This is a genomic window from Pedobacter sp. PLR, assembly GCF_026239675.1.
In the GTDB taxonomy this organism is placed as follows: Bacteria; Bacteroidota; Bacteroidia; order Sphingobacteriales; family Sphingobacteriaceae; genus Pedobacter.
In genome coordinates this window covers 245,978-265,114 of record NZ_JAPIVQ010000008.1, presented here as the reverse complement: position 1 = coordinate 265,114, position 19,137 = coordinate 245,978, and the positions used below count along the sequence as shown (strand labels likewise).

General features: G+C 39.9%; 20 protein-coding genes. 14 read left to right on the top strand and 6 right to left on the bottom strand.

The window, feature by feature from the left end; all coding sequences use genetic code 11:
* Entirely contained in the window at positions 1-831 is an 831-nt protein-coding gene (locus tag OQX61_RS20390; RefSeq protein ID WP_265843657.1) for a hypothetical protein, read from the top strand.
* A 7-nt stretch (positions 832-838) separates the two neighbouring features.
* Entirely contained in the window at positions 839-2,722 is a 1,884-nt protein-coding gene (locus OQX61_RS20385; RefSeq protein WP_265843656.1) for a TlpA disulfide reductase family protein, read from the top strand.
* 98 nt (positions 2,723-2,820) lie between these two features.
* Here the strand turns inward: OQX61_RS20385 and OQX61_RS20380 are convergent, their stop codons facing one another.
* The 3 genes from OQX61_RS20380 to OQX61_RS20370 are packed head-to-tail and all read right to left on the bottom strand — an operon-like array spanning position 2,821 to position 4,400.
* A complete protein-coding gene (locus OQX61_RS20380; RefSeq protein ID WP_265843655.1) occupies positions 2,821-3,354 on the bottom strand; it encodes a hypothetical protein in 534 nt (177 codons plus the stop codon).
* Positions 3,341-4,072, bottom strand: coding sequence for an ImmA/IrrE family metallo-endopeptidase (locus OQX61_RS20375; protein ID WP_265843654.1), 732 nt, complete (start codon positions 4,070-4,072; stop codon positions 3,341-3,343). The genes OQX61_RS20380 and OQX61_RS20375 overlap by 14 nt, the downstream gene beginning before the upstream one ends.
* Positions 4,062-4,400, bottom strand: coding sequence for a helix-turn-helix transcriptional regulator (locus tag OQX61_RS20370; RefSeq protein ID WP_265843653.1), 339 nt, complete (start codon positions 4,398-4,400; stop codon positions 4,062-4,064). The genes OQX61_RS20375 and OQX61_RS20370 overlap by 11 nt, the downstream gene beginning before the upstream one ends.
* A 223-nt stretch (positions 4,401-4,623) precedes the next feature.
* Between OQX61_RS20370 and OQX61_RS20365 the strand changes: the two genes are divergently transcribed.
* On the top strand, positions 4,624-5,637 hold the full coding sequence (locus tag OQX61_RS20365; protein WP_265843652.1) for an NAD-dependent epimerase/dehydratase family protein: 1,014 nt from the start codon (positions 4,624-4,626) through the stop codon (positions 5,635-5,637).
* Positions 5,638-5,667: 30 nt separating this feature from the next.
* On the top strand, positions 5,668-6,246 hold the full coding sequence (locus OQX61_RS20360) for a Crp/Fnr family transcriptional regulator (protein WP_265843651.1): 579 nt from the start codon (positions 5,668-5,670) through the stop codon (positions 6,244-6,246).
* 149 nt (positions 6,247-6,395) lie between these two features.
* Here OQX61_RS20360 and OQX61_RS20355 read toward each other — a convergent pair whose 3' ends face one another.
* Positions 6,396-7,670, bottom strand: a complete 1,275-nt coding sequence (locus OQX61_RS20355; RefSeq protein ID WP_265843650.1) for an ice-binding family protein — start codon at positions 7,668-7,670, stop codon at positions 6,396-6,398.
* Between the two features lie 440 nt (positions 7,671-8,110).
* Entirely contained in the window at positions 8,111-8,752 is a 642-nt protein-coding gene (locus tag OQX61_RS20350; RefSeq protein ID WP_265843649.1) for a hypothetical protein, read from the bottom strand.
* 202 nt (positions 8,753-8,954) lie between these two features.
* Here OQX61_RS20350 and OQX61_RS20345 point away from each other — a divergent pair, with 202 nt between their 5' ends.
* The 8 genes from OQX61_RS20345 (at position 8,955) to OQX61_RS20310 (ending at position 15,859) form a co-directional block, all read left to right on the top strand.
* Positions 8,955-9,425 (top strand): helix-turn-helix transcriptional regulator, encoded by a 471-nt coding sequence (locus tag OQX61_RS20345; RefSeq protein WP_265843648.1) that lies wholly within the window; start codon positions 8,955-8,957, stop codon positions 9,423-9,425.
* A gap of 756 nt (positions 9,426-10,181) precedes the next feature.
* A complete protein-coding gene (locus OQX61_RS20340) occupies positions 10,182-10,418 on the top strand; it encodes a hypothetical protein (RefSeq protein WP_265843647.1) in 237 nt (78 codons plus the stop codon).
* Positions 10,419-10,616: 198 nt separating this feature from the next.
* Positions 10,617-11,264 (top strand): DUF6266 family protein, encoded by a 648-nt coding sequence (locus tag OQX61_RS20335; protein WP_265843646.1) that lies wholly within the window; start codon positions 10,617-10,619, stop codon positions 11,262-11,264.
* A 78-nt stretch (positions 11,265-11,342) separates the two neighbouring features.
* Positions 11,343-11,714 (top strand): hypothetical protein, encoded by a 372-nt coding sequence (locus OQX61_RS20330; RefSeq protein ID WP_265843645.1) that lies wholly within the window; start codon positions 11,343-11,345, stop codon positions 11,712-11,714.
* Positions 11,633-12,196, top strand: coding sequence for a peptidoglycan-binding protein (locus tag OQX61_RS20325; protein WP_265843643.1), 564 nt, complete (start codon positions 11,633-11,635; stop codon positions 12,194-12,196). Before OQX61_RS20330 ends, OQX61_RS20325 begins: the two co-directional genes overlap by 82 nt.
* Positions 12,197-12,288: 92 nt before the next feature.
* Entirely contained in the window at positions 12,289-12,732 is a 444-nt protein-coding gene (locus OQX61_RS20320) for a hypothetical protein (RefSeq protein WP_265843642.1), read from the top strand.
* Between the two features lie 252 nt (positions 12,733-12,984).
* The gene (locus OQX61_RS20315) at positions 12,985-15,201 is read left to right on the top strand and encodes an alpha-L-fucosidase (RefSeq protein ID WP_265843641.1); all 2,217 of its coding nucleotides are present in this window, start codon (positions 12,985-12,987) and stop codon (positions 15,199-15,201) included.
* Between the two features lie 217 nt (positions 15,202-15,418).
* Positions 15,419-15,859 carry an Hsp20/alpha crystallin family protein gene (locus OQX61_RS20310; protein ID WP_265843640.1) on the top strand — a complete coding sequence of 147 codons (441 nt, stop codon included), beginning with the start codon at positions 15,419-15,421 and terminating at the stop codon, positions 15,857-15,859.
* A 96-nt stretch (positions 15,860-15,955) separates the two neighbouring features.
* Here OQX61_RS20310 and OQX61_RS20305 read toward each other — a convergent pair whose 3' ends face one another.
* Positions 15,956-16,375, bottom strand: a complete 420-nt coding sequence (locus OQX61_RS20305) for an acyl-CoA thioesterase (protein WP_265843639.1) — start codon at positions 16,373-16,375, stop codon at positions 15,956-15,958.
* A gap of 187 nt (positions 16,376-16,562) precedes the next feature.
* On the opposite strand from OQX61_RS20305, the gene rpsO reads away from it, so the two are divergent.
* Together rpsO and pnp are read left to right on the top strand one after the other, a co-directional pair.
* The gene (gene rpsO / locus OQX61_RS20300) at positions 16,563-16,868 is read left to right on the top strand and encodes a 30S ribosomal protein S15 (RefSeq protein ID WP_265843638.1); all 306 of its coding nucleotides are present in this window, start codon (positions 16,563-16,565) and stop codon (positions 16,866-16,868) included.
* A 117-nt stretch (positions 16,869-16,985) separates the two neighbouring features.
* Positions 16,986-19,130 carry a polyribonucleotide nucleotidyltransferase gene (pnp, locus tag OQX61_RS20295; RefSeq protein WP_265843637.1) on the top strand — a complete coding sequence of 715 codons (2,145 nt, stop codon included), beginning with the start codon at positions 16,986-16,988 and terminating at the stop codon, positions 19,128-19,130.
* Positions 19,131-19,137: the final 7 nt, after the last annotated feature.

The following is a 19,137-nucleotide window of genomic DNA, read 5'->3' as shown; positions in this document are numbered from 1 at the left end:
ATGAAACTAAAACTATTATTTCCTGTACTATCCTTTATGATCATATCGATACTGGGATGTAAGAAGGAACCGGTGATTAAGCCGGATACTATACAGCCTGAGTATCAGCTTCCACAAGGAAATCATCCATATGATCATAAGATCCTCGATTTTTACAATAAGTATGGTACTTATATTTTGTATAAATTTAGTAGTAAGGATTTTCGATGGAACATTACTGATGATATTTTATATGTGGCCGATCAAGGCGATCAGGACTATGTGGAACAATCCTTAGACGTATTGGATAAAAAGCTGTTTAGCTTTTATAATGAGGGATTTTTGAAGCTTACGCTACCCTACAAAATTTTATTGTCATCCAGAATAAGAGTCGTTAAACTGCCGGATACGCTGGCTACGCCTATTCCTGCAATCAGCACTTTTAGCCATTTTACATTCGGACAAACCAGTCGCCGCTTCAGTCAGTTGACAGATCAGGAATTAGTGGATCTAAAAACGGACATGCATGTAGCCTATTGGCAGCAGGCCATCAACACCAAAAAGATGGAGCTTCCACCTTCCTTTGCTGCCGCAACAGATTATTCTATGGTGATGGAATTCAACAAAAATCAGTATGGTGTATTCCATTATTCTAATGGAATGAATGCCACTGATGATTTTCTGGGATATATAGCAGCGATTGTTACGCATACAGCTGAGGAACTGGAAAATGCAGTTTTCACTTTAGATAATGATCCGGAAGGAAGGTTTAGATTTAAATACAACATGATCACGAACTATTATAAGGTAAAGTATAATGTGGATTTACAGGCTATTGGAAATTCAAAATAAGAGATATATGAAAAGGACCTTACTCTTACTTGCGCTGGCTATCCCTGTTTTTGGGATTTGCCAGTCGCAGAAATTTAAAATAAAAGGAACAGTCGGTGGCACTTCTCTCAAAACGAAGGCTTATCTGGTCTATCAGATTGGTCCAAAGATGATTGTGGACTCCTGTCGTTTGAAGAATGGTACATTTGAGTTTTCAGGTACCCTCGAAGAACCTGTGGAAGCATCATTGGTTTTGGGCCATGCAGGCTTCCTGCCTATGGATGATCAATTGGATGCGCAAACTGTTTACCTGGAGAACGGGGTAGTCCGCATTGAAGGGAAAGATTCCCTGGTCACATGTAAAATCTGGGGCACGCCGCTCAACATAGATAACCAGATGCGGTTAAAACTGATGAGAAATTTATCAGGCAACAAGGTATTTGCTGAACTTAAAGCAATGGCAGGTTTTGTAGATGCTCATCCTGCCTCAAGAGTGAGCCTGGAATGGTTGTACCTCATTGGGGCAAGAGACAGTACCGTAATTACCGCTTATCCTAAACTATCAACTGCGTTAAAACAAACCAAAATGGGAAAAGAGCTGGGCATGGCAGTAAAGACTTCCATGGCGATCCGACCGGGGCAAATGGCGCCGGATTTTACGCTCCGGGATCAGGAGGGACACCCAGTTAAGCTTTCCGATTTTCGGGGCAAGTATGTGCTGCTGGACTTCTGGGCCAGCTGGTGTAAGCCATGCCGAGCAGCACAGCCAAAACTGTTAGAAATCTACAATGAGTTTAATGCTACAGGAAAGTTCGTTATTCTGGCGGTATCTTTAGATAAAGATCAATCTGCATGGTTAAAAGCCATCAAGGAAGACAATGTTCCATGGCTGCAGGTTGCAGACCTGAATGTTCCGGTAAATAAAGCCGCTCAACTATATGATGTCACCATGATTCCTAACGGTTTTTTGATAGATCCCGATGGAAAGATTATTCGTCCTGATCAGGAAAGAGAATTCTTAAGGGAGAAACTGAAGGAATCTGTACCTGCGGAGCTGTCTTTATTAAAAATGAATGATATACTGACTGTCCTTTCCAAAGAAAACATCACTGAGCAGGATATTCGTGAAGACTATGCTGCCTTAAAAGCCATTTTAGAAACAGATATCGGTGAACGGGCCATGCTCCTGGAAATGGATAAGCTGGAGTATCCTAAGGACAAGGATGCCATTTATAATATCCTACTTGAAAAGGGTGTTCCGTTGTCCAATGAGAAAAGGAAAATGACACAAAAGTTTATTGTAGCGCATCCGGATTCCTATGTCAGTTTGTATCAATTGAACGACCTGGAACTAGCGTATACCGTGGATGGCTATGCCAGAGCTTATCAGCAGTTGACTGACCGTATGAAGAACACTAAAACGGGCCTGGTCATAAAGGAGAGAACTGAACGGGCGACGGTAACGCCGACCGGGAAAACAGCAAAAAACTTTAGCCGGAAAGATCAGCATGGCCGGCCGGTTAAACTCAGCGATTACCGGGGCAAGTTGGTATTGCTTGATTTTTGGGGGAGCTGGTGCATGGTTTGCCGGGAATCACATCCGCAATTAAAGCAGCTTTATGAAAAATATAAAGACAAAGGACTGGAGATTGTGGCTGTAGCCAGGGAAAACAGCAAAGATGTAACTAAAAACAGGACAGCCTGGCTTGCTGCCATTAAAAAGGACGATGTTAACTGGGTACATGTTTTGGACGATGAAGGAACAGGAGCAGCAAGCATTATTGCTGAATATGGAATTACGGGTTACCCTACTAAACTGTTGCTTGATCAGAACGGAAAAATCCTGATGCGGGTTACCGGAAGTATGAACGATGAAATAGAAGAACGGATTAAATCAATCTTAGAAAAATGAAACCTGCATAAGCATACCGCTACAAGAAAAGCCTTTAGATTTATGATTTAAAGGCTAAGTTAGCCAAAAGTCTAGATGGCAGCAGGTATCTACATGGTTCAGGCAGATTTACTTAGTTTGCTTTTGTGGTATTCATCCATTGTACCAAAAGGAAGCTTACTGCCCTTAGCCAGTACGTCAAATATGAACTGGTCACACTGCCCCTTATTAAAGTGACCATCCTTCAGGCCCTGGTCCAGGATGTCCATAGTGGTCAGGTAGGTAATACAATTTTTAGTGCAGAATTTTTCGATGTCCTTGAGGTTGCTGCTGGCAATGAACTTATTTTGGTGCTTGGCAACAGCCATACAGGCGCTTTCTCCTTCACCAAATTCGCGATGGAGGTAGGCGTACTCCATGATGATATTCATATCTGTAGGAAATGGCATCACATGGATGTTGTGGTTTTGAATAAATAATTCAACTATTGGCCGGATTGATGAAGACCTGCAGATTTCTTTTTTTACCTTGTCTAAGATAATAAACCGTCCTGCATATATGGCTGGGAGGTTTTCAAGGAGTCCTCCGCTGATAAAGTGCCTGATCACATCGGAGTCGAGCAGGATCAAAGGGGCTGCATTACTCATGCTCATGGCCAGTGGTGATATTGGTAATATCAACGCCGATGTCGCCCATCAGGCTGATGAAATGGGACTCTGAAATTACCTCCCTATCAAACAGTGCCTTTGCTTTTTCGCCATAATTGCTGATCACAAGGTTGTGGTTCCCCGGATTGTATAGGTCGCCATCATAACCGAGCATTATTGCTGTCTGCTTAACATTTTCAAGCATCGAAGTGTATTTTTTGAATTCGATCAGTCCGATCTCGCTCAGCCTGAAAAGTACAGATGCCCTACTGCAGGCGAAATACTGCTCGATCTTTACGATTGTTGCTAAAGTGATTTTGTTCTTGGTCAGCTCTGCTTCGGGTATCAAACTGATTACCCCTTCTTCGGGCATCAAAAGATAGGCTGCAAAGCAGTCCGCACTATATTCGTTCTTGTCTGTTTTATCAAATTTGCCCGCGCTGGATACTTCCGAGGTAAAGTCGGTCTGTATGAAAAGGTGGTAGAGTTCGTGAGCGATTGTAAAGTTCTGTTTGCTAACCCTGTGGTTGGAGTTGATAAGCATACATTTAAAGCCGCCGTTCTTGATCGCCATTCCCGAGAATTTGTCCGAGAGTGGCTTGAACATGGCCATTACGCCAAGTTTCAGCAAAAGGCTTTTTAATATAATCGGGTCACATGGGCCAATGCCGTTCTGGGCGCGGAACTTGGCTGCAGTATTCTGTAGGATATAGTTAACTGACATTTTTTTCTTCGAGCTTACAGATCTTAAAATAGTTCTTTACCACCTTTCGGAAGGATTCAAGGTGTGGAAGGTCGCCGTCCTGTATCTCTTCAGCTCGGAAGGCGAAGGCGATGTTATTCTGGATTAGCTGCGGGTCGGTCTCAAAGAAGTCAGTGAGGTCTGCGCCATATAAATCAGCCAGGCGCTCAAGGACATCAAGGGGCGCTTCGCGCTCATTGTTTTCATAATAGCTTAGGGATTCTCTTTTGATATTCAGGTAATCAGCAACTTTCTGTTGTGAAAGTCCGTTTTTTTCCCTGTAGGATGCGATTAATTCTCCGATTGCCATAAGTTTTAAATTGTTGTTGTTACGAAGTTAAAACAAATTTTAATAATTATAAAAAGTGTAACCAAAATATATCAATAATATGTTATTTGTGACAAGGTTGATAGATAATAGACCTCTTCTCGTAACAGTTGACGGAATCTCTACCCAAAGCCATTTCCTAACAAAAGTCAAGTGTATCCGGGAACCTATATAGGAACTTAGTGTCTTCAATAATTAAGATAGGATGACACAGAAAAAATTAGCACTGGTTTCGGGAGCAAATGGACATTTAGGAAATAATCTGGTAAGGTTTCTCCTAAATAAAGGTATCCCTGTGAGGGCCTCTGTCCGCAATATCAATAACAAAACACCTTTTGCAGGATTGGACTGCGAGGTGGTACAGGCAGATATTACGGATAAGATCTCTTTTGTAAAAGCCTTACAAGGTGTAGAAACCTTTTATGCCGTTGGCGCGTCATTCAAACTTTGGGCTAAAGACGCCAAAAAGGAAATTTACGATGTCAATGTTCAGGGAACAAAGAACACTATTGAAGCTGCTGCAGAAGCTGGTGTAAAACGCATTGTTTATGTCAGTTCAATCGCAGCCCTGGATTATGCAAAATTGCCAGCTAAAGAAAGTTATGGATATAACCCTGATCGGAGGGACATGTATTACAATTCTAAAAATGATGGTGAAAGGCTGGCTTTCCAGCTCGCTAAGGACTTAGGTGTAGAACTTGTGGTGGTAATGCCTGCTGCCATGATTGGTAGCGAAGCTTTTTTGCCTCTTAACGTATCCTACGGAGTGCTTAAACTTATTCTGAAAAAACAAATTCCTGTTGACACCAAAATAACGCTGAACTGGATTGATGTAAAAGATGTAGCTGAGGGCTGCTGGCTGGCTGCGGAAAAAGGAAGAAATGGGGAGCGATACATACTGGCAAATGAACAATGTATGACGATTACCGACACCACTAAGCTTGCCAGTGAGTTATATCCGGAATTAGCACTTAAAATACCTGGTGCTGTTCCAAAATTTATGTTGTTTGCTATTGCGGGCATCATGGAGTTTTTAGCAAAACTTAGTAATAAGGCCCCTGCATTGACAAGAAAGGACATTGCGATGTTTTCTGGTTTGCAACAGAATTTCGACATTAGCAAAGCCAGAAAGGAATTAGGATTTAGTCCCAAAAATCCTGAAAAGGCAGTAACAGAAGCTTTAGCATACTTAATGGAGCATAAGGAGTTATTAAAATAGTTAGTGTAAATTTGAAAGGGTTTTAAAGGTATGCTGCAACAGAAATTAATTGACTTTATCCAATCCGGACATAGGCTTTCAAAAGAGGATACGGATCTGGTTGTCCAATATTTTGAACCGGTACTTTTTCCGAAAAATCGTATTATTGAAGAAGAGGGAAGAGTACCGAAGTATCTTTATTATGTAGTTTCCGGCTACCTGCGCTTATTTCATTATAATGAAGCTGGTGATGAAATAACAACGCATATCAATTGCCCTCCAGGTTTTTTTACCTCCTACTTCCCCTTTGTAAATGAGACTAAGTCCAATGACAATGTTGAATGTATTACCGACTGTGAATTGTTACGGATTACAAAGGCAGATCTGGAAAGCTTAACTTCAAAAAGTATGGCAATGAAAGACTTCAGTATTGGCGTTTTTCAGCAATCCATTGCCTATAATGAAACCAGATCTATGGAATTGGCAACCCTTTCTGCTGAGCAGCGCTACCAGAAGCTCATCGGGAACTATCCCGGAATTTTACATCATGTTCCCATCACTTATATTGCTTCTTTTCTGGGTATGAAGCCGGAAAGCCTGAGCCGTATCAGGAGGAAAATGTTCCTGTAACTTTTGCTTAAGAAATCGAAAGCTACTGAACGATGATGGAGCCATTACAATTAAAGCAAGCCTGCTAAATTAATAGCGGCTTGCTTTAAATATTCTAGAACTTAATTTTTTGAAATTATATCAATGATAACCGTTCTGTTGTAAAAGGACTAAGGTTGAATAACTGTGCTGGCGTTTAAAGTAACGGCAGTTTGTGCCAGTAACCTGCCCGTAACTTTTGCTCCTGTATTTAAAGAGATAAGTGTTTTGCTCAGAATGATCCCACTAAAATCAGTATTGGTTCCAAGTGTAGCTTGTCCACTAACCACCCAGAATATATTCTTGGCCTGGGCCCCGCCTAACAAAGTGATCTTAGCACTATTATTAACAGTAAGGTTTTGCGCAATCTGGAATACCCAGGTATCATTAGGTCCGCCTGTTAAAGTTACGCCTGCATTTGTTATCAATACACCAGTGGACCATTTGTAAAGCCCTGGAGTTAATATCCTGCCACTAACATCTCCGGCATATAAGTTTACGATAGGTGCTGGGGTAATTAAACCATTAGCGGTTGTAAATGCGTTTTCCATATTACTGACTGCTGTTGTCATATTAGCAGGAGTTGGGACGGCATAATCAGATGCATATACCTTGCCGGTTACAATTGGCGTATGAGAGGATTGACCATTGGTATCCATAATTAACCCAAAGCCTGTAATTGCCGTTGCCGACGCCGGGCTCACCCCTATATTACCAGTAACAGATGTAGTACCAGTGGTAGATATACCTGATTTTGTCAATATTGCAAAATCGCCTGCAGCCCCGAGGTTTATAACACTTGACCCTATCTGGATTGTGGCCTTGTAATTCGCAACCAGGTTCCTGTTTGCATTAATTGTGAACTGGTAAGTTGAGCTTGCAGATACCGCGTTACCATTTTCTGTCCAGTTTACAAAAGAATATCCTGCATTGGCAGCCGCAACTACTGTAACAGAAGTACCAATGGGATAAGCGCCGGAACCAGTGGTTGTACCACCTGCAGCGGTACTGGATGATAAGTTGACCGCAAAGTTACCCTGAGGGACCGCCATAAAGTTTGCAACTAAATTCCTGTTCTTTGTAATGGTAAACTGGTAACCCGAACTAGTAGAAACTACTTCGCCATTCTCTGTCCAGCTGGAAAAGGTATAGCCTGTATTAGGTACTGCGGTAATCGCAACGGATGAGTCAAGTGCAAATGCACCTGCTCCTGTAAGCACACCACCAATAGCAGGGCTGGCCGTTAGGCTCACTGTATGGATGATTGTTGAATCATCTTTTTTACATGCACCAATAAAAGTGAAAAGTATTAAAGCGCCCAAAAATAACATTTGATGGATTTTTGAGTGGCGTGGGAGTTTGCGCACTGAATTGCTCCCCTGGGTTTGAGTAAAATTGGTTTTCATAAGTGTTTGATAAACTTGGATAAGAATCTTCCAACGGGTGGTAATTTGAAAAAATAGGAGGAGATGATTAGTACTTCAAGTACCGGCGCACTTGCAAAGGTAGTGCCTGTAATTTTTCTGAAATAACTAATCCCGGGTACTTTCACTAAATCCGCTGACAATAAGAAATAACGTTACGTAGCTAGCGTGCTTTTCCAATTAGCGTTCTTTTAGGGATATTAAGTTGGCTAATTATATAAATTATCAATTATTTATAAATTAGAATAAGTCAATTGTGAAATAATTTGATGATCTGTTTATAGGACAGTTATGAGTATGGCAGCTTAGATTGCACTTAACACTACCAGTAATTAAAAGCCAGCTGAAAAAGACTTTAAATTCTCCCTCTTGACTTTGTCGGATAATGGATAAAGTTTTAATTACAAGAGGGAGAATTGTGGCTAATCAAAAAGTTCAGGGTAGTATTTATTTAGGTAAGGAAGGGCTTGGGTTTCATAAACTACTGATATGGATTCTAATGCCTTTTCCAGGTACTCCTGAATTTCGATAATCATATAACCGTATTCCTCCTGCTGCGTAAAGCTGGTTTCCTGTTTCGAATGGATGAACAACAGACCCAGAATTTTATACCATTGGTCTAGCGTATTAAACTCGAATAAATCTTCAAAGAAGGTTTTAACATCATTGATTTCATCGCCTAAAAGGTTTCTGTAATAAAGATCCGGACAGCTCAGTGTTTGCGTATTCTCTATGTGCCATCCGAAGCAATCGTTGTTTAGGCGGTAAATAGGATGGTCTTTATCAATTCTAAGGTCGATGTCATCGTGTTGTAGTAGATAGGCTATCTCCAATAATTTAGTGCAGTGCTGATGAATTAATGGGAACTGATCCGGATCTCCAAACTGGTCATTGGAAAGGGAACAGGCTGTTTTTACCCAGTTGTGAATGTCCTGGCGAAGCTCTTCTATATACACTTGTTTTGTATAAAAATAACCGATGCAATAAAGTGGACTGTCAATGTCATCGTTGTTTAGATAACTGAAATCAAACTCTTGTGCTGTGTTTACTAATTGTGTTTTCATGTCTTTAATTTTTAAATGAATGGTTCGTTAATTCTTCCCGATAGGATTGAAACGAATAACTACATAGCTGAAATTCTAAACCATGCTTTTTCTATTCTATTTAAGTTTTTAGTAATTATAAGAATGTTATTTACTATTTTAAGTCGCTATTGTTTATTTGAAGTTTAATATTTAACTTAACATTAAATTTAAAGGTGTTATTATGAAAACAACAAGAAATAATGAGTTAAGAGTTCATCAGGGTAAAAATGTTAAACGGTTTAGAGAAATGTTAGGTTTAAGACAAGAAGGTTTGGCGGAGGAAATGGGGAATGAATGGAACCAAAAGCGGATTTCATTGGTGGAAGCTAAGGAAGTTGTAGAGCAACAGGTGTTGATCCTGGTGGCAACTGCTTTAAAGATACCGGTAGAGGTTCTGGAGAATTTCACTGAAGAAGCAGCGATCAATTACTTCAATACATTTATTGATAGTGCGAATAATTCGGTAAATAACGGTACTGGTTCTAGTACGGTTAATGCGGCTGGCAGCGGAGGTAAATATAATTTAGTGGATCAGCTGATTGAGGCGATGGAAAATCTCAAAATGCTTTACAATAAGAACACGAACCTTTATGAAAGATTACTAAGTGTAGAAAGGGAGAAAATTGAAATACTTACTGCTAAGGTTGGATAGGACATCTCTAATCCTGTCCAATATTTGACTGAGCGAGAGTTTTTAGACTAGAAGTCGCAAAATGCGACATCTAGTAATTATTCCACCAATCAGGGATCGTACATAAAGTTATTAGCGATCAGGAGGTAGAAGACATGGTATCGCAAAATGCGATACCATCAAAACAGACGCGAGGAGTTGATTTATGTGTTTACTGAGTATAGAATATTTAATAATGAGCCGATTATTTCAGCTAATCGGCTCATTATTTTCATTGAACCTGAGTTGATTAAACTAACTCACGCTGATTGGACAAAAGGTTGGCGGTGTTTTTAGCGCCTTAACTATTAAAATGCTGCTATTTCTGATTCATTCCAGGAGGTTGATCGACCTTAAGACAGCTAATTCCCTCGATACTATTTAATTGTATTCTTTTAAGTTGTGAAATTATTAGTTTTTGCTAAATAATTGATTATATTTATCTTACTGTTATTAATTAACAAATTTTTGACTTTATAGTATCTTATTTGTTTTCTTGAATGTCTTTTTTGTGGCATTTCTTGCTAAATAATTTTGCTATTGGGGGGTATTTCTATTCAGTTTAACCTTAACACACGCAAATGACCAGGTATCTCACTCCCATTTAAGCGCAGCAGGCGTATTAAAAACTCATCTACCGACCTAATCAACCTCTATTAGTTAAACTATGAAGGCCATTTTTTACAGGGCATGGCTACTGCTGTGCTCCAAAATGACCTCTTTTAAACCCCAATCACTATGAGAATGACTTTATTAAGGATCGAACGGATCTTGAACAAGCTACTGATGTCAAGAGAAAGACTTTATTTAAAGCCAATTACAGAAATTAAAGAAGAAGAATGGCTGGACAAGCACGACGTGATGAAGTTATTGCGTATTGGTACAAGCAGTTTTTACCGGAAACTAAAGACCTGTGGCTGGGTAGAAAAGGAAATTGCCGGACGGAAATACTACTTAAAGTCCTCTATTATTTGAGCTTCAGACTCCCGGATCAACCCAAATTAAACCAGTCTGTGCCAAACTGTACCACAAGCGGCTGGTTGCTAGGTTATTAGTTTTCAGATCCATACGTTTGGATTGTAATGTTTAAAGCGATTTCCGTGGCGCCGCGGAAAAAGCGGCTTGCAAGCAACTTACGATTCAACAGATTTAGAAAACTTAAGAATTAAAAAAATGGGAAAATTATTTGCAGGTCCATGGAGCGATTTCCAGGGCAAAGTAGGAAACACCGTAGGACGTTATGTAAACGGTGTAAACGTTCTGGCTGTTAAGCCACACAAATCTAATAAACCAGCAACACCACATCAGCTAAATCAGCAGGATGTGTTTGGAAGAGTCAATAATATCGTTAACCATTGGGATGACACCGTAGAAGCTGGATTTGGAAAACGTTATTCCAGACAATCGGCAAGGATGGCCGCGGTAGAATACAATTTAAAAAACGCAGTAACCGGAGTATCGCCGAACAGGGAAATTGACTATACTAAATTCACTTTAAGTCTTGGTGAGTTGCCGGGAGCACAGGTGATGAATGTGATTAATTCATTGGAGGAATCGTATTTGTTGACTTTCTCCTGGTTGAAAGATGTCAATCTTAAGGCAATAAACGATACTGATCTCCTTACTTTCATAGTCCATTGCCCTGCTTTAGGGCGCAGTACAGGAGTGCTAAAAGCGATTGAAAGATCTGTATTGAAGTATGATTTGCCGATTCCTTATGTTTTTAACGGCCAGCAAATTGAATGTTATGCCTGTTTTACCAGTGCAGACGGGAAAACGGTTTCTGACTCACAATATGTAGGTAGCCTTCTGAAAGCTTAATTAATGACCACCCATTGGCCGAAGGCTGATGGGTGTTTTTTTTAAACAAATATTTCAACTCCTTAAATCAACGAAAAGATGAAACAATTAACTATAAATATGCCTGATGTGATGTTGGGTACTGGTGTCAAAATAGGGTTATTGCTGACCGCTCTGCTGTGGTTATGGCCTTTCGGACAGCAACTGATCATGAGCCTGGATGTGAATGCGGGTTATATAGATCCTGGGATCTGGCTGCTGCTATTACTCAGTGTCATTGCCTTTTTAATTATGGTTGGACTGAGCTTTTTACTCCTCCAATGGTTATGGAAAGGCTTAGGGCTTCCAAAGATAGATATCATGGTTTTACAAGTTAAAAATATGGAATTATGGCAACAGCTAGGTTTATTATGGGCGTGCTTTGCATCCTTGCTCTTTGCGGGAGTCGGATGTCTGATCGCCATCTGCTAAATACAGAAATCAGCACAATTAAAGCGGAAACAGCATTACGACAAAGGATTGTTGCGATTGCTGCAGGAGAATTGGGTGTACGAGAGCAAACGGGAAAGAATGACGGGGAAAGGGTAGAGGCTTATTTGCAGTCGATTCAATTGGGAAAGGGTCATGCCTGGTGTGGTGCTTTCCTGAGCTGGGTATATCTTAAAGCCGGATTGGCATCACCTCGCATAGGTTGGACACCGGATTTGTTTCCCTTCCGGCGCCTGACGAAATTACCCCTTCCAGGGGACCTGTTTGGGATTTACTTTCCGGCTTTAAAGCGGATCGCTCATGCGGGACTGGTCGAGAAGATCAGTTCCGATTGGGTCATCACCCTGGAAGGAAATACAAATGTAAAAGGAAGCAGGGAAGGAGATGGGGTGTTTAGAAAAAGAAGACATAAGCGTACGATCAGCCGGTTTGCCAATTGGATTAAACAAGAACACCAATCATGAGGCGCGCCGTTTTTACACTGATCTGCTGCGTTCTGTTATTTTATGGCTGCGGTTTATTTCAGAAAACCAAAACAAGTAGCTTGAGGTCTGCGATGAAAACGAAAGAAGAATCTGTTAAAACTGCGCAGCTGAATACACGGAATCAAAGCGTTGGCTGGTCTTTATCGCGTATGGATGATTCCTTAAACTCCTCCTCGGTGGTAGTGATCTGGCCAAAGGGGGAGTTTAGTTTCTCTCCATCAGGAGGGTTTTCAGGAATGGCAGAAAAGATAGAGATTACCGGAGCGATAAAATCTGGTCGGAAGCTAACTCAAGAGAGAATCGGCTTGAAGGAACAATCCAGGGATATTTCGTTGAAAGAAGAAAACACAAAAGCAATCACAGCAGCTCAAAAGGACACTATAAAGGAAAGGTTTCCTGTTTCGGGATGGTGGTGGGTTTTACTCCTCATCCCGCTATTATTGGGATTAAGATGGTTATTTTCAACCGGAAAATGGAATGCAAGACAAAAAAGGCCCGTATCACAAACTCAGTGATACGGGTTTTTCTTGTCTTGCGCCGGTATGGGCGCAAACTCCAGGCTGAATATTTTTAAAGCTTACCCCCCAAAGTCCTTTTGTTATTGTCTATATCTTTTATAAACGGCGGGAATGGCTGGATTGATCGCTTTGCCGGAGCAGGAGAAGCTGGCTAAGGCATTGCTTTTTAATGGGCATACACAGATAGATAGCCAGCTATTCAAAGCAAATTGTAATTTTACATCACCAACCTAAACCAAATTCAATTAAATGAAAAAAACATTTATCACCATATTAGTCGGTTCCGCACTTTATTATAGTGCTGCTGCACAAAGCATAAAACTACAAAACACAATTCCTGTTGCTACAAATGATACCAAAGCTGCAATTATAGCCAAGGCGGCGCAGGTGGTACCAACAGCCAACCAGTTTGCGGCCTTAAAGAATGAATTTATTGCCTTTATACATGTTGGTCCAAATACATTTACCCGCAAGGAATGGGGGGATGGTAAAGAGGATCCTAAAGTTTTCGATTTAAAAGAACTCCATACTGACCAGTGGTGTCAGACCATGAAAACGGCAGGTATGAAAATGGTCATTATTACCGTAAAACACCATGATGGATTTGTGCTTTGGCAGAGCCGTTATACTGACCATGGCATCATGTCTACTGGTTTCCAAAATGGAAAAGGTGACATTTTAAAAGAACTATCAGCATCCTGCAAGAAATACGGTTTGAAGTTGGGTATTTATTTATCTCCTGCAGACCTTTTCCAGATCGAAAGTCCTACAGGTTTATACGGCAACCTAAGCAAAGTTAGCAAACGTAGTATTCCACGTGAGGTTTCAGCAAGACCCTTTGCCAACAAAACCAAATTCGAATTTGAAGTAGATGATTATAACGAATATTTTCTTAACCAGCTATTTGAAGTTTTAACAGAATATGGTCAGGTTGATGAGGTTTGGTTCGACGGAGCAACTCCTAAAACAAAAGGTGGTCAGGAATACAATTATGCGGCCTGGAAAAAACTGATCCATACTTTAGCACCTAAGGCTGTTATTTTTGGTAAAGAAGATATCCGCTGGTGCGGTAATGAAGCCGGAGCAACGAGAGACACCGAATGGAATATCATTCCCTATCCAACGGACCCGAATATTGCAAACAATTTTCCCGATTTAACCGACCAATCTTTAGGAAGTAGGGACGATCTGTACAAAGGAAAGTATTTGCATTACCAGCAGGCAGAAACAAATACCTCCATTCGGGAGGGATGGTTTTACCGTGATGACGAGAAACAAAAAGTACGTAGTTCTGATGATGTTTTTGATATTTACGAAAGAGCCGTCGGGGGGAATTCTACTTTCTTACTTAATATCCCGCCAAACCGTGAAGGTAAATTCTCTCCTGAGGATGTAAAAGTATTGACCGAAGTTGGTAAACGCATTAACGAAACTTATGGTAAAAATCTATTTGCCGGTGCAAAAGGTCCAAAACAAGTGCTGGATAATAGCTCAAATACCTTTCTGTTACTAGCAAAGCCAGAAAAAAGCATCGAAATTACAACCATAACACCGGTTACTATAAACAGAATAGTTTTGCAGGAAGCAATAACATCTCATAGCGAACGGGTAGAACAGCATATTCTGGAGGCCTGGCTAAACAATAAATGGCAGGAAATTGCTTCAGCAACAAATATTGGTTATAAGCGTATCTTGCGTTTTCCAGCAGTTACAGCCTCAAAATTCAGGTTAAAAGTACTATCATCAAGAGCATCACCTGCGATTGCTACAATTGAAGCACATTATTATAGTCCGAAACCACCTCAGTTACAATTTGACAGAGACATTAATGGTTTACTCACCATATCGCCAAAAACACATGAATTTGGATGGAAACCACATGGCCAAAATGCCACAGAAAATCTGGGCAAAGGAATTGAAATTTATTATACTACCGACGGTACCGAACCGAACAGGACATCAAAAAAATACCAGGGTCCGGTTTCAATAGCCAAAGGAGAAATTAAAGCAATTGCTATCGCTCCTAAAGATAAGGGAAGTGTTGCCACAGAAACATTTGGATTGATCAAGAAAGACTGGAAATTATTATCGGAAGCAAATACAAACAAAGGAACAAAGGCTTTTGATGCCAACAAGGGTAGTTATTGGCTTTCCGGACTTGAAGAGAAAAAACAGATTGCCATAGATTTAGGTGCTGAACATAGTTTAAACGCCTTTGTTTATACTCCACCAAAGAACTTTTTAGATGGGATGATGGAAAAAGGTATCATACAGGTTAGTAACGATGGCAAAAACTGGGAGACCATAGAAAACTTTGAATTTGGTAACCTAATCAACGATCCGACACCAAGAACCCACTATTTGAAAAACGAGGTATTAGCAAGGTATGTTCAGATACAGGCAACAGGCATTGCCGGTAACAAAAAGACATTAGCTATAGCAGAACTCGATTTCCTGACGAAATAAAGTATAGATGGTTTGTTATTTGCCTATGAAATAACTGACTTTTTTTCTTTAAAACTGTCATATTTTCTTTCAGAAACTGAAAATTTTTCAGCTAATATCTGCTTTGAGGCGCTAATAACGCTGTTTTTCGGATTGGCACAGGACTTGAAATAAACCTGGTGTATTTGAATTTTTTAATGGTTAGAAACAGATTCTAAAAATAAAAGGAGGATTATATATGTCACTGGTAAAATTTAATAATGGAGCAAAAAACACTGGATTAATGAACGATTTCAATGATGTTTTCGGATCAATATTTACTGATGCTTTATTGCCAGGTCATCTGATCACTAAAATACCTGCTGTAAATATCAGCGAGAACAATGATCAGTACCACATTGAAATGGCTGTTCCAGGATTAAAGAAAGAAGATTTCAAAGTAAATCTTGAAGGAGATGTATTGACTATCTCTGCAGAGATTAAAAAAGAAGCAGAAAAAGAAGAAAAACAATATAAGAAACAAGAGTTTAGTTATAGCTCATTCTTACGTTCCTTCACCTTGCCTGATTCAGTAGATCATGGCAGCATCGATGCGACTTATAAAGATGGCGTATTGGTGATTGAAGTAGCTAAAAAAGAAGAAGCAAAAAATGCAGTGCGTCAGATTGAAATTAAATAATTAGTGTTTTTAAGAGAAGATTATCTAATAATTAGTAGCTCTGGCTTATTCAATCCAGCCCTCAGTTTTTAAAGCTGAGGGCTTTTTTTATACTTACTATATGCTATAAGCCTTGATCATTTCATCACTTACCTTACAAGCTTTTCCGGTTTTTGTATCGATCATCACATAATCAAACCAACCATCAGAAGCGATTTTTTTGCTGCGTTTATTTTCTATTTCGAACTGAACCCTGCAACCTTTTTCATTGATCGTCAGGATACCGGTGCGGATCAGGACCACATCACCCAAAATCAAGGGACGTTTAAAGTCTACATGAGCGGTGCGTACTACCCAGCCATAGCCACTTTCCAGGAAAGATTCCATAGACATGTTGTAAAACTCTTCCATCTGATCGTAACGGGCAGAGAGCACATAGTCGAAATACTTACTATTGTGCACATGCTGGAACATATCTATGTCATCCGGGCGTACTTTTAATTCAGTTTGAAATATGCTGTATTCGTTCTTTTCCATGTTTTATACGTTCTGTGTCAACGATTCTTCGTGCTGCGCCAAAAATAAGGTTTAGAATTTGATATATTTGGTTCAGGAGGCGTAAATTGAACCCGTATGACAATTGTTTTTTTTGCGATTCAAATAAACTTAGACTATCTTTGCACACAATTAATTAATCCATACACACTTTAGTATCATTCAAGAAATGTATTTAAGTAAAGAAAAGAAAGCCGAAATCTTCAAAACACACGGCGAAGTAGAAACTAACACTGGTTCTGCTGAAGGTCAAGTAGCATTGTTTACTTACCGTATTGCACATTTAACTGAACACTTAAAGAAAAATCGTAAAGATTTCTCTACTCAGTTATCTCTTCAAAAATTAGTAGGTAAACGCCGTGGTATTTTGGCATATCTATTTAAAAAAGATATCACTCGCTACCGTGCTGTCATCAAAGCTTTAGGCTTAAGGGACATCATCAAACCTCTAGGTTCATCTAGAGATAGTAAATAAGCGTTAAAATATCAGGAAAAGCCATTCTTAGGGATGGCTTTTTTACTTTGAATAATAAAATTAACATATATAAATCAGGTGTGTAGAAAGAGGAAAACACACCACAACACTCTTTAAATGAATGTAATAAAAAAATCGTTCGACCTGGGCGACGGAAGAATTGTCGAAATTGAAACAGGAAAATTAGCGAAACAAGCTGATGGTTCTGTAGTTGTTAGAATGGGAGACACCATGTTATTAGCTACTGTAGTATCTTCAGTAGGTGCTAAAGCAGGGGTAGATTTCTTACCATTATCAGTAGATTATCAAGAGAAATATGCTGCCGCTGGCCGTATTCCTGGAGGTTTCTTACGTCGTGAGGCAAGATTATCAGACTATGAAGTTTTAATTTCTCGTTTGGTTGACCGTGCTTTACGTCCGATGTTCCCTGAAGATTACCACTCTGATACTCAGGTGATGATCTCTTTGATCTCTTCTGACAAAAATATTATGCCAGACTGTTTAGCTGGATTAGCTGCTTCGGCTGCTATCGCGGTTTCAGATATCCCTTTCAACGGGCCGATCTCTGAAGTACGTGTTGCTAAAATCGACGGTAAATTTATCATCAACCCTTATGTAAGTGATTTAGAACGCGCAACAATGGAATTCCTTGTAGCCGGTACTGAAAACGATATCGTAATGGTAGAAGGTGAAGCTGATGAAATCTCTGAAGCGGATATGGTTGAAGCTATTGAGTTCGCTCATAAAGCAATCATCGTTCAGGTTCAGGCTCAAAAAGAATTAGCTGAATTAGTAGGTAAGACCGTTAAACGTACTTACTCTCATGAAAACAGCAATCCTGAATTAAGAAAAGAAGTATTTGCTGCTACTTATGATAAAGTATATGCAATCGCAAAAAGCAACACTAGTAAAGGTGAGCGTACTGACGCTTTCGCTGCTATCCTTGCTGAATTTGTACTTACTTTAGGTGAAAACGTTGATGACGTAACTTCATTCTTAGCTAAGAAATATTTCCATGATGTACAATATGACGCCATCCGTAACTTAGTATTAGACGAAGGAATTCGTTTAGACGGTCGTGATGTACGTACAGTACGCCCAATCTGGTCTGAAGTAAGTTACCTTCCTTCTGCTCACGGTTCTGCAGTGTTCACTCGTGGTGAAACACAAGCATTAACCACAGTTACTTTAGGTTCTAAAGATGATGAGCAAATGATTGATGGTGCATTCATCAATGGTTACAACAAATTCTTACTACACTATAACTTCCCTGGATTCTCTACTGGCGAGGTTCGCCCGAACAGAGGTGCTGGTCGTCGTGAAATTGGTCATGGTAACCTTGCTATGCGTTCATTGAAGAAAGTATTACCAGGATTAGAAGAAAACCCATACACGATTCGTATCGTTTCGGATATCTTAGAATCTAACGGTTCTTCATCAATGGCAACTGTTTGTGCTGGTACATTAGCACTTATGGATGCAGGTATTAAAATCAAAGCACCAGTATCTGGTATTGCTATGGGATTAATCACTGATGAGAAAACTGGTAAATATGCGATCCTTTCGGATATTTTAGGTGATGAAGATCATTTAGGTGATATGGACTTTAAAGTAACTGGTACTGAAAAAGGTATCGTTGCTTGTCAGATGGACTTAAAAATCAATGGTTTGAAATGGGAAGTTTTAACTAACGCCCTTAATCAAGCTAAAGAAGCTCGTTTACACATCTTAAACGAAATGAAGAAAACGATTTCTGCACCACGTGAAGACTACAAAGATCACGCGCCACGTATCGTTTCTCTAACTATTGATAAAGAATTTATTGGAGCTGTAATCGGCCCAGGCGGTAAAATTATCCAGGAAATGCAACGCGAAACCGGCGCATCTATCTCTATTGAAGAAGTAGGTAACAAAGGTATCGTTGAAATCTTTGCTGATAATAAAGCGGCTATTGACGCGGCTGTAGGTCGTATCAACGCGATTGCTGCTAAACCAGACATAGGTGCTACTTATGATGGTAAAGTGAAATCTATCATGCCATTTGGTGCATTCGTAGAAATCATGCCAGGAAAAGACGGATTATTACACATCTCTGAGATCGACTGGACTCGTTTAGAAACGATGGACGGTGTGTTCAAAGAAGGTGACAGGATTCAGGTGAAACTTTTGGATATTGACAAACAAGGAAAAATGAAACTTTCTAGAAAAGCTTTATTGCCTCGTCCAGCTAAACCAGAAGGAACAGAAAACACTCCTGCATAATTTCATA